The organism is Promicromonospora sp. Populi (assembly GCF_041081105.1).
Classification (GTDB): Bacteria; Actinomycetota; Actinomycetes; order Actinomycetales; family Cellulomonadaceae; genus Promicromonospora.
This window is the reverse complement of the sequence record NZ_CP163528.1, coordinates 2,568,002-2,582,574: the sequence shown is the minus strand read 5'-3', so window position 1 is coordinate 2,582,574 and position 14,573 is coordinate 2,568,002. Positions and strand designations below refer to the sequence as shown.

Here is a 14,573-nt window from a genome sequence, read left to right as displayed (position 1 = left end):
GGACGATCGGCCCTCATGGGCCCAGCCCTGCGGATGGGTGGCCTCGTGTTCGCCCTCATCCTGCTCGTCGTCATCGGGGTGGTGACCGGCGGCGAGCGGTTCGTGAGCTTCGGCAACATCACCACGATCCTGAGCCTCGCGGCCGTGACCGGTGTGGTGAGCATCGGCATGACGTTCGTCATCATGTCCGGCGGTATCGACCTGTCCGTCGGCGCGGTGCTCGCCCTGGCCTCGGTGTGGGCCTCGACCCTGTCCACCCAGTACCTGGCGCAGGACTACGGCTGGTGGATCATCGTGCTGACCGCCCTGGCCGTCGGGCTCGTCGCCGGGCTCATCAACGGCGCGATCATCGCGTACGGCAAGGTGCCGGCGTTCATGGCGACTCTCGCGATGCTGGCCGCTGCCCGCGGCCTCGCCGAGCTCATCGCCGGGCGGCGCACGCAGATCCTTGACGACCTGGACCCGTTCTTCGACGTGTTCCAGGCCCGGCCGCTGGGTGTGCCCGTGATCGTGTGGATCTTCGTGGTGGTCGCCGCCGTCGGCTGGTTCCTGCTGAACCGCACGACGTTCGGGAGGCGGACCGTCGCCATCGGCGGCAATCCCGAGGCGTCCCGCCTGGCGGGCATCAAGATCAAGCGGCACACCCTGTACCTGTACGGGCTCGCCGGCCTGACGGCGGGCATCGGCGCCGTGATCCTGCTGGCCAGAACCACCTCCGGCTCCTCCACGCACGGAACACTCCTGGAGCTGGACACCATCGCGGCGGTCGTCGTCGGTGGCACCCTCCTGGCCGGCGGGCGCGGCACCATCACCGGCACCGTCCTTGGTGTCCTGATCTTCTCGACGCTCACCAACGTGTTCGTCATCAACAACCTCGACAGCTCGGTCCAGGCGATCGCCAAGGGCGCGATCATCGTCGGCGCCGTGCTGCTGCAGCAGTGGTTCGCAGCGCGCGAGAAAGCGACGAGCACGTGAGCCCGTCATCCCCTCGTCGTGCAGGCGCCCCCCAGTACCTTTCCCAGCTCACTCAGAAGCCCCACCTCGGATCAAGGGAGATCACCATGACCTCGTCCAGCACTCCTCGCACGCGCCGTTTGTCCGGCGCCCTCGTCGCCGTCGCGTGTACCGCGCTCGTCCTCACCGGCTGCGTCAGCAACGAGCCCCGCGAGGAGGACACGGCCGCCGCCGGCCCCGTCACCACGACGGAGAACGACGCACCCGGCGACGAGGTAACCATCGGGTTCTCCGCCCCGGCCGCCGACCACGGCTGGATGGGCGCCATCACCAGCGCCGCCCGCGCCGAGGCGGACCAGTACGAGGACGTCGAGCTCCTGGTCGCCGAGGGCACCAACGACGTCAACGTGCAGATCAGCCAGATCGAGGGCTTCATCGACCAGGGCGTCGACGCGATCGTGCTGCTGCCGTTCGACGGCGCGGCGCTCACCGACGTGGCGCTCCAGGCCATGGAGGCCGGCATCCCGGTCATCAACGTGGACCGCGAGTTCAGCAGCCCGTTCGCCGCCCGCACCACGGTGCTGGGCGACAACTACGGCATGGGCGTGAGCGCCGGCACCTACGTCTGCGAGCAGCTCGGTGACAACCCGGACGCGGTCGTCGCGGAGATCGCCGGCATCGACGCCCTGCCGCTGACCACCGATCGCAGCGAAGGCTTCGCCGCCGCCCTGGACGACTGCGGGCTCGACGTCGACGCACGCGTCGCCGCCGACTTCACGGTCGAGGGCGGCGAGGAGGCAGCCGCGAACCTGCTGTCCGCCGAGCCGGAGATCGACGCCATCTGGAACCACGACGACGACCAGGGTGTCGGCGTGCTGGCCGCCATCGAGAACGCGGGCCGCGACGAGTTCTTCCTCGTGGGCGGCGCCGGGTCCAGCAACATGATGGAGCTCATCCAGTCCGGCGACAGCGTCGTGCAGGCGACCGTCATCTACCCCTCCACCCAGGCCGCCGACGGCGTCAAGCTGGCCCGCCTGATCGCGCAGAACAAGACGGTCGGCGACCTCGCCTCCATCGGCGTGCCGCGCACCGTCCAGCTCTTCGCGCCCGTCGTCACGGCGGACAACGTCGAGGAGTACCTGCCCATCGGCTTCGACTCCTGACGCTGTGACGGACCGGACGACGACGCCCGCTGGGGCGTGCAGCACGGCGGGGGAGCCAACAGTGGGGGGAAACGCGGTATGAGCACCGAAGAAAGCAGCGAGCTCGGAGTCGGCATGGTCGGCTACGCGTTCATGGGGGCGGCACACTCGCAGGCCTGGCGCAACGCGCCGCGGTTCTTCGACCTGCCGATCACGCCGCGCATGCGCGCGGTCGCAGGGCGGGACGCCGAGGCGGTCCGCGCCGCGGCCGACCGCCTGGGCTGGGACGACGCCGTCGTGGGCTGGCAGGACCTGCTGACCCGCGACGACGTCGCCCTGGTCGACGTCTGCACACCCGGGGACACGCACGCCGAGATCGCGATCGCCGCGCTCGAGGCGGGCAAGCACGTCCTGTGCGAGAAGCCGCTCGCCAACACCGTGGCCGAGGCGGAGGCCATGGCGGCCGCCGCCGAGGCCGCGGCCGCGCACGGCGTGCGCGCGATGGTGGGGTTCACCTACCGTCGGGTGCCCGCCATCGCGCTGGCCCGGCAGCTCGTCGAGCAGGGCCGGATCGGCCAGGTGCGGCACGTACGCGCGCAGTACCTGCAGGACTGGATCGCCGACCCGAAGGCGCCCATGTCCTGGCGCCTCGACAAGCAGAAGGCAGGCTCCGGCGCGCTGGGCGACATCGGCGCCCACGTGGTGGACCTGGCTCAGTACGTCACCGGCGAATCGCTCACCGGGGTGAGCGGCCTGATGGAGACGTTCGTGCACGAGCGGCCGCTGGCAGCGTCGTCCTCCGGCCTGTCCGGGGTGGCCGACACCGGTCGCACCGGCAAGGTCACGGTCGACGACGCCGCGGTGTTCCTCGGCCGGCTGTCCGGCGGCGGGCTCGCGACCTTCGAGGCGACCCGGTTCGCCTGGGGCCGCAAGAACGCGATCCGGCTGGAGATCAACGGGTCCAAGGGCTCGCTCGCCTTCGACTTCGAGGACATGAACCTCCTGCACTTCTTCGACGCGGAGGACGAGCCGACGACGGCGGGTTTCCGCCGAATTGTCGTCACCGAGCCCCAGCACCCGTACGGTGGCGCCTGGTGGCCGCCCGGGCACGGCCTCGGCTACGAGCACGCGTTCACGCACCAGGTCGTCGACCTGATGGGCGACCTCGCCGCCGGGCGGCAGCCCACGCCGTCGTTCAGCGACGGCCTGGGCATCCAGCGGGTGCTCGACGCCGTCGAGCGCAGCGCCGCCGGCGGAGGGGGGTGGGTGCCACTCTCGTGATCCACCCGCACCAGAAGGCACCAGAACGCACCAGCACCACAGCACGGACCACAGCACGGAACGACCAAGCACCCGCACAACAGCACCGCACAAGTACTGACCCGACTCGATGAGGAGCTCCCGGTGAGAAACGTGCAACGAACCCGTCGTCTACTGCGATCGGTGGCCGCGGCAGCGGCCGTGACCGCCCTCGGCATCCCGATGGCGCTCGCGGCAACCGCCGCGGCACCCGTGGCACCGGCCGCGGCGCCCACCCAACCGAAGGCCGCAGTTGCGGCCGCACCTTTCGACGCCCTCGTCTTCTCCAGGACGACGGGCTTCAGGCACGGCTCGATCCCCGTCGGGATCGAGGCGATCACCCAGCTCGGCGCGGAGAACGACTTCACGGTCACCGCCACCGAGGACCCGACGGTCTTCTCCGACGAGGGACTGGCGGACTACGAGGTGGTCGTCTTCCTGTCCACCACGGGCGACGTGCTCAACGCCGAGCAGCAGGCCGCGTTCGAGCGGTACATCCAGGGTGGCGGCGGTTACGCGGGCATCCACGCGGCGTCCGACACCGAGTACGACTGGCCCTGGTACGGAGAGCTGGTGGGCGCGTACTTCCTCAGCCACCCGGCGAACCAGGACGCGACGATCGACGTCGAGGACGGCGCGCACGCCTCCACGGCGCACCTGCCGACCCGCTGGGAGCGGCACGACGAGTGGTACAACTTCCAGTCCAACCCGCGTGGGGACGTGCACGTCCTGGCCAGCCTGGACGAGGAGAGCTACGACCCCGGCGGCGGCGCCATGGGCGCCGACCACCCGACCGCCTGGTGCCAGGTGTACGACGGCGGCCGGTCCTGGTACACGGGCGGCGGGCACACGGACGAGTCCTACGCGGAGCCGGCGTTCCGCCAGCACCTGCTCGGCGGCATCCAGACCGCTGCCGGCGTCGTCGCCTCCGACTGCAACGCCACGCAGTTCGCGAGCTACGAGCGGGTGCCGCTGGACGAGAACACGGCCAACCCGATGATGCTCGACGTCGCGCCGGACGGCACGGTGTTCTACGTGGAACGTGACGGCCGGGTGCAGCAGATCTCGCCGGACACGAACCTGACCACCACGGCCCTGACCCTGGACGTCACGCTCGCCAACGAGGACGGCCTCACCGGTATCGTGCTCGACCCGGACTACGCGACCAACATGTACATCTATCTGTACTGGTCGCCCGAGAACGTCGGCGCGGACGGGCCGCACAACCGGGTCTCGCGGTTCACCCACGACCACGAGACCGGGACCATCGACCCCGCGAGCGAGGTGGCGGTCCTGAAGGTCCCCACCCAGCGCGACACGTGCTGCCACGCGGGCGGCGACATGCAGTTCGACTCGCAGGGCAACCTGATCCTCGTCACCGGGGACAACAGCAACCCGTTCGAGTCGAGCGGGTTCACCCCGATCGACGAGCGGTCCGGCCGGCAGAACTTCGACGCACAGGGCACGGCGGCCAACTCGAACGACCTGCGGGGCAAGGTGCTGCGCATCCACCCTGAGGCGGACGGTTCGTACACGATCCCCGACGGCAACATGTTCGCGCCGGGAACCGCGCAGACGCGCCCCGAGATCTTCGCCATGGGCTTCCGCAACCCGTTCCGCATCGGCATCGACCCGGCGAACGACAACATCCTGGTCGCCGACTACGGGCCCGACTCGGGTACTGCTGACCCGGCCCGCGGCCCGCGGGGCGCGGTCGAGTGGAACGTCGTGAGCGATCCGGGCTTCTACGGCTGGCCGTACTGCACGGGCGCCAACAACAACTACGTGGACTACAACTTCGCCACGGGCACGTCCGGCGCGTCGTTCGACTGCGCCGGCGGCGTGGTCAACAACTCGCCCAACAACACGGGCCTGACCCAGCTGCCGGCCGCCATCGCGGCGGAGGTCTGGTACACCGGAGCCGGTAACCCCGACATCCCGGAGATCGGTGGCGGCGGGGCGCCCATGGGCGGCCCGGTCTACGAGTTCGACCCGGCCCTCGACTCGGACGTGAAGTGGCCCGAGTACTGGGACGGCCTGGCGCTCTTCGGCGAGTGGAACCAGGGCAAGGTCTACTCGTTCCAGCTCACCGGTGCGCAGCGCGACGTCGTCTCGGACATCAACCAGGTGCTCCCGGGGATCCTCGACCCGACCGCGGGCTTCGACCGGCCCATGGACATGGACTTCGGGCCCGACGGCGCGCTGTACGTCATCGACTGGGGCGCCGGCTTCGGCGGCAACAACGACACCAGTGGCGTCTACCGGGTGGCCTACAGCCAGGGCAGCCCGTCGCCGGTCGCGCAGGCCTCGGCCGACGTGACCGACGGGCACGCCCCGCTGGCCGTCCAGTTCTCCTCGGACGGCACCACCCACCCGGGTGGTGAGCCGCTCACGCTGCACTGGGACTTCGGCGACGGGACGACGTCCACCGAGGCAGACCCCAGCCACACCTACACGGAGAACGGGTCGTACACGGCCCAGCTCACCGCGACGGACGCCACTGGGGCGTCCGGGGTGGCCAACGTGACGATCGTGGTCGGCAACACGGCGCCCACGGTGTCCATCACCTTCCCGGACAACGGCGGCATCTTCGCCTGGGGCGACCAGGTCGAGTACGAGATCACCGTCACCGACCCGGACGGGTACGTGGACTGCGCCGACGTCATGCTCTACACGTCGCTCGGGCACGACTCGCACTCGCACCCCGTCCAGGAGCTGTCCGGGTGCGACGGCGTGCTCCAGACGGCCGCGGACGGTGGCCACGGCGCCGACGCGAACATCTTCTGGACGCTCGAGGCCGAGTTCACGGACGACGGCGGCGAGGTGGGCATCTCGCTGGTCGGCAGCGACCTGCAGGTGCTGCAGCCCAACCGGATCCAGGCGGAGTTCTTCACCGACACCGGCCGCCTGGCCGGCTCGACCAGCGGCGGTGCCCCCGGCGTACAGCGTGAGGGCACCGGCGACACCGCTGGTGGCGGCTTGAACATCGGGTTCATCGAGCCCGACGACTGGTGGGCGTTCGAGCCGATCAGCCTCTACGGGATCGACGCGATCACGCTGCGCGCGGCCTCCCCGAGCGGCGGCGGACCGATCTCGATCCGCTGGGGTGCGCCGAACGGCCCGGAGATCGGCAGCGTGTCCGTGCCGGCCACCGGCGCCTGGCAGACGTACACCGACGTCACCGCCACGCTGCACGACGTCCCGACCGGTTCGGGAAAGCTGTACTTCGTGCAGACATCCGGCCAGTCGAACGTGAACTGGATCGACTTCGTGGGCGACGGCGTGGCAGCCGAGCAGTCGTCCTGATCCGTGTGGCGGGGCGGGCCCCCAGAGCCCGCCCCGCCCCACTCGGCACTACGACGGAGGAAAAAATGGCACGACCGATCACCCTGTTCACCGGCCAGTGGGCCGACCTGCCGCTGGAGGAGGTGGCGCGCCTCGCATCGGGTTGGGGTTACGACGGGCTCGAGCTGGCCTGCTGGGGCGACCACCTGGACCCGTGGCGCTGGGACGACGACGAGTACGTCGCCGGGCGCCTTGAGCTGCTTGAGCGGCACGGTCTGAAGGTGTGGGCGATCTCCAACCATCTCAAGGGCCAGGCGGTCTGCGACGACCCGATCGACCAGCGGCACCGTGACATCGTGTCCGACCGGGTCTGGGGCGACGGCGACCCGGAGGGGGTGCGCCAGCGCGCCGCCGAGGAGATGAAGAACACCGCGCGCCTCGCCGCGAAGCTCGGGGTCAAGACGGTCGTCGGGTTCACCGGCTCCGCGATCTGGAAGTACGTGGCGATGTTCCCGCCCGTGTCCGACGCCGCCATCGAGGCCGGCTACCAGGACTTCGCCGACCGCTGGAACCCGATCCTCGACGTGTTCGACGAGGTCGGCGTCAAGTTCGCTCACGAGGTGCACCCGAGCGAGATCGCCTACGACTACTGGACCACTGTGCGGACCCTGGAGGCGATCGGGCACCGCGAGGCGTTCGGGCTCAACTGGGACCCGAGCCACATGGTGTGGCAGGACCTGGACCCGGTCAGCTTCCTCTGGGACTTCAAGGACCGGATCTACCACGTGGACTGCAAGGACACGAAGAAGCGCATGACGAACGGCCGGAACGGCCGGATGTCGTCGCACCTGCCGTGGGCCGACCCGCGCCGCGGCTGGGACTTCGTCTCCACCGGGCACGGCGACGTCCCGTGGGAGGACGCGTTCCGCATGCTCAACACGATCGGCTACGCGGGCCCGATCTCCGTGGAGTGGGAGGACGCGGGCATGGACCGCCTCGTCGGTGCGCCCGAGGCGCTCGAGTTCGTGCGTTCGAACGCGTTCGACGCGCCCGACTCAGCGTTCGACGCGGCGTTCTCGACCCGCTGAACCGAAGAAGGCTGAACCGAAGAAGACCGGGCCCCGGACGAATGGGATGCGGACGGGGCCCGGTCGCGTGAAGAACTCGACGAGGAGCTGCATCACGTATGAAGGCTATCCACTCTCGCGCCCAGGCGCGTCGAAAGAAGACGTTCGCGGCCCTGTCCGCGAGCGTCCTGGTCGGTGCGGCGCTCCTGGCCACGCCGACGGCGTCCGCCCACGAGGGCCACGCAGCCTCTGCCGCCCCCGACGCCGCCCCTGCCGCCGCTGCCGCGGCCGACACCGACTGGGCCAACTACGAGAAGGTCCTGCTCACCAAGGACACCGGTGAGCCGATCGACATGGCGGTCCTGCCGGACCTGCGGGTGCTCCACACGGCCCGCAACGGCGACGTGCGGGTGACCGACCCCGCGACGGGTGTAACGCGGCTGGCGGGCGACCTCGACGTCTACGCGAACTCCGAGGACGGCCTGCAGGGCATCGCCCTGGCCCCGGACTTCGAGGAGAGCAACGAGGTCTACCTCGTATATGCCCCGCGGGACGCGGACGGCGACGGCGTGGCGGACACGCCGTCGGGCAATGCACCCAACTCGTTGCCCGCAGGCGAGGACGAGAGCTACTGGGACCAGTGGGTCGGTGTGAACCGCCTGTCGAAGTTCACCTGGACCGGGGACGCGCTCGACCCGGCCTCGGAGCAGCCGATCCTCGACATCGAGGTGCAGCGCGGCCAGTGCTGCCACGTCGGTGCGGACATCGACTTCGACGCAGAGGGCAACCTCTACCTGTCGTCCGGTGACAACACCCCGGCCGGGACCCCGGGCGCCAACGGGTACGCCCCGAACAACGACGCCCCGAACATGAACCCGGGGTTCGACGCGCGCCGCGGCGCGGGCAGCACGAACGACCTGCGGGGCAAGATCCTGCGGATCGACGTGCGGGACGACATCCCGGCCGGCGCCCCGCCGGGCGAGGGCACCACCTACGACATCCCCGCGGGGAACCTGTTCGCCCCGGGCACGGAGGGCACGCGACCCGAGATCTTCGTGATGGGCGTGCGCAACCCGTTCCGCATCGAGGTCGACCCCGAGACGAGCTCCCTGTCCTGGGGCGACTACGGGCCCGACGCCGGCGCGGCGAACGCCGACCGTGGGCCGATGGGCTACGTGGAGTGGAACGTCGTCGGCCTCGACGACCCGCACAACGCGGGCTGGCCCCTGTGCCACGGACCGAACGCGGCGTACAACGAGTGGAACTTCGCGACGGCGACGCCGGGCGAGTTCTTCGACTGCGCCGCGCCGCAGAACAACTCCCGCTGGAACACGGGCCTGACGGACCTCCCGCCGGCCCGGGCCGCGACGGTGTACTACGGCGACCAGCCGGGGCAGCAGCCGCGCGACGAGCTCGTGAACTTCGGCTCGGGCAGCGGCCAGGCGCCCATGGGCGGCCCGGTCTACCACTTCGACGCCGACAGCACCGCTCCGGGCAAGTTCCCCGCGGTCTGGGAGGGCAAGGCGTTCTTCGGCGAGTTCTCCCAGGACTACTACGCCGCCCTGACCGTGGACTGGTCGACGTTCGAGGTCGGGGAGATCGAGGACTTCTTCCCGAACGCCGCGGCCGAGAGCGCGGGCATGCCGATCAACGACAACCCGATCGACCTGGAGTTCGGGCCGGACGGCTCGCTGTACGTGCTGGAGTACGGCGACGGATTCTTCCGGCAGAACCCGGACGCCGGGCTGTACCGGATCGACTACGCCGAGGGCAACAAGGCGCCGCAGGCTACGTTCACGGCCACCCCTCGATCGTCGTCGGAGGCACCCCTGGAGGTCGCGTTCGACGCGACTGGCTCCAGCGACCCGGACGGCGACGCGCTCACCTACGAGTGGGACGTCGACGGCGACGGCACCTTCGACCTGACCGGCCCGGAGGTCACCCACACCTATACGGAGCTCGCCGTGTACACCGCCCGCCTGCGCGTCACCGACGGCAGCGGCAAGCGCACGCTGACCTCCACGTCGATCAGCGTCGGTAACCAGGCGCCCGAGATCGTCGTCGAGCACCCGGCCGACGGCGGGTTCTTCGAGTGGGGCGACGAGATCCCGTTCCAGGTGTCGACGAACGACGCCGAGGACGGCACCGAGACGGTCTGCGAACGGGTCCGATGGTCGTACGGGCTCGGCCACGACCAGCACGCGCACCCCGAGGTGTCGGGCACCGGCTGCACCGGCGTCTTCCCGACCGACCCCGACTCGCCGGAGCACGGCGCTGGCGCGCACCTGTACGGCGGCGTGGTCATCACCTACACCGACAACGGGGCGAACGGCCTGCCGCCCGCCACCGCCGAGGTGTCGCTGCGGCTGAACCCGAAGCTGCAGGAGGCGGAGCACGGGACCCTCACCGGCGTCGAGCTGGTCGAGGACGAGGCGGCCTCGGCCGGCGCGTACGTGACCGGCCTGGGCAAGCGCGACTCGGTCGCCCTGGAGCAGGTGAGCCTGTCCGGCATCGACAGCGCCACCGCGACCGTTCGCGGCAAGGGCAAGCTCGAGCTGCGCTGGGGCTCGCCCAAGGCGAAGCCCTTCGCCACGGCCAAGGTGAACGCACGGACCTGGCGGGACGTCGACCTGCGGTTCCGCGACCGGGAGCGGACCGGGACGCTCTACATCACCGCGACCGGAGGGCTCGACCTCGACGCGGTCACCATGGTCGGCGCGGGCGTCGGGACGCCCCCGGCGACGGATCAGAACACGACCGGCCCGTCCGGGGCCGCTCGGACCGAAGGAGAGCAGTGATGGAACCACGCACTGACGTCGACCGCCGGAACTTCCTGAGGCTGGCTGGTGGCACCGTGGCCGTTGGCGCGGCTGCACTCGCCGGCACGGCCTTCGCGGGCAGCGCCGCCGCTGCCACGCTCGCCCCGACGACGACGGCCGCCACCGCGTCCGCCGGCAAGGGTCGCGTGCTCGTGCCACCGGGCAACATCGGCATCCAGCTCTACTCGATCCGGGACAAGGTCTCCTCGCTGGGCTTCCGCGCCGTGTTCGAGCGGCTCTCGGCCATCGGGTACAAGGAGGTCGAGTTCGCCGGGTACTCGCAGGGCGCGGTCGGCGCGATCACACCGGAGCAGATCCGGCAGCTGCTGGACGACAACGACCTGCGCGCCGTCGGCTCGCACCGCGGCATCGGCGACTTCGCGAACAACATGGAGCTGGAGCTCGACATCGCCGAGACCCTCGGCATGAAGCACATCGGCACGGCCCAGGCACCCACCGGCAACAACACGGTCGCCGGATACCTGGCCGCGGCCGACCAGTTCAACGACTTCGGCGCGGCCGCTCGCCGTCGCGGCCTGAAGTTCTACCAGCACAACCACGACGGGGAGTTCGCGTTCGCCACCGACAACCCCGACGTGCGTCTCTACGACGTCTTCTTCGAGAACACCGACCCGAGGACCGTCTTCCTCGAGATGGACGTCTACTGGGCCTTCGTGGGGAAGCACCGCTACCCGGGCTTCGAGCCGGTCGACTACGTGCGGCGCAACCCGCACCGTTACCCGCTCCTGCACCTCAAGGACGGCGAGGTGAACCCGGAGAGCGAGGCGGGCTACAACATGGTCGAGTTCGGGATCGGCGACATCCCGTACCGCGAGTTCCTGTCGGCACTCCCCGGCAGCGGCAAGCGCCACGGCGTCTGGGAGCAGGACAACGCCGCCCAGGCTCCGGCGCCCGGATACCCGGCCGACTCGTTCGGCAACGCCCAGCGTTCGTACGTCGAGGTTCGTTCGCTGCGGAGCAAGCGCTGCTGAGCGCGTGACAAAGGGGGTGGGGCCGACGCCGTCTGGCGTCGGCCCCACCCTCTGCTTCCTCACCGAGGGCTTACCGGGCGTGCAGGAACACCAGGTCGTCGTGTGTCACGCCGCCCACTGCGTAGGTGCGCTTGCCGACCACCTCGAAGCCGCTCCTCCGGTAGAAGGCCTGGGCGCGCTGGTTATGCGTGTTCGTCGCCAGCCAGAGCGGTAGGCCCGGGCCGAGCTCGGCCGCGGCGTCGGACGCGCCCTGCATGAGCCCGCTGGCGACACCGCTGCCCTGCGCGTCGGGCAGGACGTAGATCTTGGACAGCTCGACGTACGGGGCCGCACGCAGGCTTGCCTCGCGGACCACGGCGGACTCGGCCGCACCCTGAGGGGTCCCGAGGGCCAGGAGCGCGTAGCCGAGCAGTCGTGTGCCGTCGTCGTACACGAGCAGCGTGTGCTCGGCGCTGGTGGCCCAGTCACGGAACTGGCCGACGGTCAGCTTCTGCGCGATATGCGTGGCCATCTCGGACCGCGTGGACCGGGGCGGGCAGGCGAGGGGGAACGTGACGGCGGCGAGCCACGCGACCTCGGCCGCATCTTGGGCTGTTGCTCGGCGCACGGCGCCTGGACGGGTGGTCGTGACCGCGTCGGGCGCTGTGTCGCGTCCCGTGTTCGGTGCTCTGTTCGGTGCTGCACTCTGTGCCGCGGGGGTCTCGGTGGGGGCGAACGACGCCGCGTCGGGCTCGGAGGTCACGGCACGAACGTAGTACGCGAGCCGTCCGCGGGTGAGCGAGGCAGCGGAACACGTGCTGACCTGCAGAAACATCGTGTGCCGTAGGCCACTGTCGGCGAAGTGGCGTCCACGCAAGATCGTGTGTAATGTTCTCCAGGTCAGCCCGCCGGGCAGACGGACACCAACTGGAAACGGTTGGGTGGCCGCGCCGGGGTTGAAACCCACATCGCAGGATCGGGATGGCTTCGTGCTCTCCCGAACAGGATGTGGTCGCCGAATTCGGCAGGCAGGTGCAATTCCCTCCAGTTCTATGGACTCGGATGCGAATTTGATCAGCCGAAAGAATCTGGTAAGTTTGCGGAGCTGCCCCGGGCAGAGAAGCGATCGAATGGTTGCGACTCTGGCGGTGTGCGTCGGTTGTTTGAGAACTCAACAGTGTGCTTGATAGTCAATGCCAATGTTTTATGCCCTGTGTGGGTGTGGCTTTGCTGACTTTTCGGTTGGTGGAGTGACGCTTGTAGGGGTTTTGTTTGGTTGGACTGAATCTAGCCAGGTTTAGTCTGGTCGGTATCATTGTTCATGCCTCGTCTTTGGGTGGGGTGTGGATGTTTCTCTTTTACGGAGAGTTTGATCCTGGCTCAGGACGAACGCTGGTGGCGTGCTTAACACATGCAAGTCGAACGGTGAAGCTCAGCTTGCTGGGTGGATCAGTGGCGAACGGGTGAGTAACACGTGAGCAACCTGCCCCCTACTTCGGGATAAGCCTTGGAAACGAGGTCTAATACCGGATATGAACACTTGCCGCATGGTGGGTGTTGGAAAGTTTTTCGGTGGGGGATGGGCTCGCGGCCTATCAGCTTGTTGGTGGGGTAATGGCCTACCAAGGCGTCGACGGGTAGCCGGCCTGAGAGGGCGACCGGCCACACTGGGACTGAGACACGGCCCAGACTCCTACGGGAGGCAGCAGTGGGGAATATTGCACAATGGGCGAAAGCCTGATGCAGCGACGCCACGTGAGGGATGACGGCCTTCGGGTTGTAAACCTCTTTCAGCAGGGAAGAAGCGAGAGTGACGGTACCTGCAGAAGAAGCGCCGGCTAACTACGTGCCAGCAGCCGCGGTAATACGTAGGGCGCAAGCGTTGTCCGGAATTATTGGGCGTAAAGAGCTCGTAGGCGGTCTGTCGCGTCTGGTGTGAAATCCCATGGCTCAACTGTGGGCTTGCATCGGGTACGGGCAGACTAGAGTGCTGTAGGGGAGACTGGAATTCCTGGTGTAGCGGTGGAATGCGCAGATATCAGGAGGAACACCGATGGCGAAGGCAGGTCTCTGGGCAGTTACTGACGCTGAGGAGCGAAAGCATGGGGAGCGAACAGGATTAGATACCCTGGTAGTCCATGCCGTAAACGTTGGGCACTAGGTGTGGGGCGGGTTCCACTCGTTCTGTGCCGTAGCTAACGCATTAAGTGCCCCGCCTGGGGAGTACGGCCGCAAGGCTAAAACTCAAAGGAATTGACGGGGGCCCGCACAAGCGGCGGAGCATGCGGATTAATTCGATGCAACGCGAAGAACCTTACCAAGGCTTGACATGTACGAGAACGCGTCAGAGATGACGAACTCTTTGGACACTCGTACACAGGTGGTGCATGGTTGTCGTCAGCTCGTGTCGTGAGATGTTGGGTTAAGTCCCGCAACGAGCGCAACCCTTATCCTATGTTGCCAGCGGGTTATGCCGGGGACTCATGGGAGACTGCCGGGGTCAACTCGGAGGAAGGTGGGGATGACGTCAAATCATCATGCCCCTTATGTCTTGGGCTTCACGCATGCTACAATGGCCGGTACAGAGGGCTGCGATACCGTGAGGTGGAGCGAATCCCAAAAAGCCGGTCTCAGTTCGGATCGGGGTCTGCAACTCGACCCCGTGAAGTCGGAGTCGCTAGTAATCGCAGATCAGCAACGCTGCGGTGAATACGTTCCCGGGCCTTGTACACACCGCCCGTCAAGTCACGAAAGTTGGTAACACCCGAAGCTCACGGCCCAACCCGCAAGGGAGGGAGTGGTCGAAGGTGGGACTGGCGATTGGGACTAAGTCGTAACAAGGTAGCCGTACCGGAAGGTGCGGCTGGATCACCTCCTTTCTAAGGAGCTCATCTCCATCAGGCCCCCGGACACCGGGGGACGCCAACCGCTGCCAGGTCTTCGGACTGACAGGTCTTCGGATCTGGGTGGCATGGTGCTGGTGGCAGAGGCCAGGCCCAGGCCGTACGCGTCTGGGGTGGTTGCTCATGGGTGGAA

The 14,573-nt window shown here is 68.5% G+C and carries 8 protein-coding genes and 1 rRNA gene; 8 read left to right on the top strand and 1 reads right to left on the bottom strand.

Going from position 1 to position 14,573, the window contains the following annotated elements:
• Positions 1–15 precede the first annotated feature (15 nt).
• The 7 genes from AB1046_RS11760 to AB1046_RS11730 all read left to right on the top strand — a co-directional run bounded on the left by AB1046_RS11760 (position 16) and on the right by AB1046_RS11730 (position 11,558).
• Positions 16–975 (top strand): ABC transporter permease, encoded by a 960-nt coding sequence (locus tag AB1046_RS11760; protein WP_369375669.1) that lies wholly within the window; start codon positions 16–18, stop codon positions 973–975.
• Between the two features lie 86 nt (positions 976–1,061).
• On the top strand, positions 1,062–2,117 hold the full coding sequence (locus tag AB1046_RS11755; protein ID WP_369375481.1) for a substrate-binding domain-containing protein: 1,056 nt from the start codon (positions 1,062–1,064) through the stop codon (positions 2,115–2,117).
• A 78-nt stretch (positions 2,118–2,195) separates the two neighbouring features.
• Positions 2,196–3,377, top strand: a complete 1,182-nt coding sequence (locus AB1046_RS11750) for a Gfo/Idh/MocA family protein (RefSeq protein WP_369375479.1) — start codon at positions 2,196–2,198, stop codon at positions 3,375–3,377.
• A 162-nt stretch (positions 3,378–3,539) separates the two neighbouring features.
• Positions 3,540–6,701, top strand: coding sequence for a ThuA domain-containing protein (locus AB1046_RS11745; RefSeq protein WP_369375477.1), 3,162 nt, complete (start codon positions 3,540–3,542; stop codon positions 6,699–6,701).
• A 65-nt stretch (positions 6,702–6,766) separates the two neighbouring features.
• Positions 6,767–7,768 (top strand): sugar phosphate isomerase/epimerase family protein, encoded by a 1,002-nt coding sequence (locus AB1046_RS11740; protein WP_369375475.1) that lies wholly within the window; start codon positions 6,767–6,769, stop codon positions 7,766–7,768.
• Positions 7,769–7,866: 98 nt separating this feature from the next.
• Positions 7,867–10,545: a PQQ-dependent sugar dehydrogenase gene (locus AB1046_RS11735; RefSeq protein ID WP_369375473.1), complete on the top strand. Its 2,679-nt coding sequence runs from the start codon at positions 7,867–7,869 to the stop codon at positions 10,543–10,545.
• Positions 10,545–11,558: a sugar phosphate isomerase/epimerase family protein gene (locus AB1046_RS11730; RefSeq protein WP_369375471.1), complete on the top strand. Its 1,014-nt coding sequence runs from the start codon at positions 10,545–10,547 to the stop codon at positions 11,556–11,558. The genes AB1046_RS11735 and AB1046_RS11730 overlap by 1 nt, the downstream gene beginning before the upstream one ends.
• A 70-nt stretch (positions 11,559–11,628) precedes the next feature.
• On the opposite strand, the gene AB1046_RS11725 is transcribed toward AB1046_RS11730, so the two are convergent.
• Positions 11,629–12,300: a GNAT family N-acetyltransferase gene (locus tag AB1046_RS11725; protein ID WP_369375469.1), complete on the bottom strand. Its 672-nt coding sequence runs from the start codon at positions 12,298–12,300 to the stop codon at positions 11,629–11,631.
• A gap of 594 nt (positions 12,301–12,894) precedes the next feature.
• Between AB1046_RS11725 and AB1046_RS11720 the strand changes: the two genes are divergently transcribed.
• A 16S ribosomal RNA gene (locus tag AB1046_RS11720) occupies positions 12,895–14,416 on the top strand.
• The last annotated feature ends 157 nt before the right edge of the window (positions 14,417–14,573 follow it).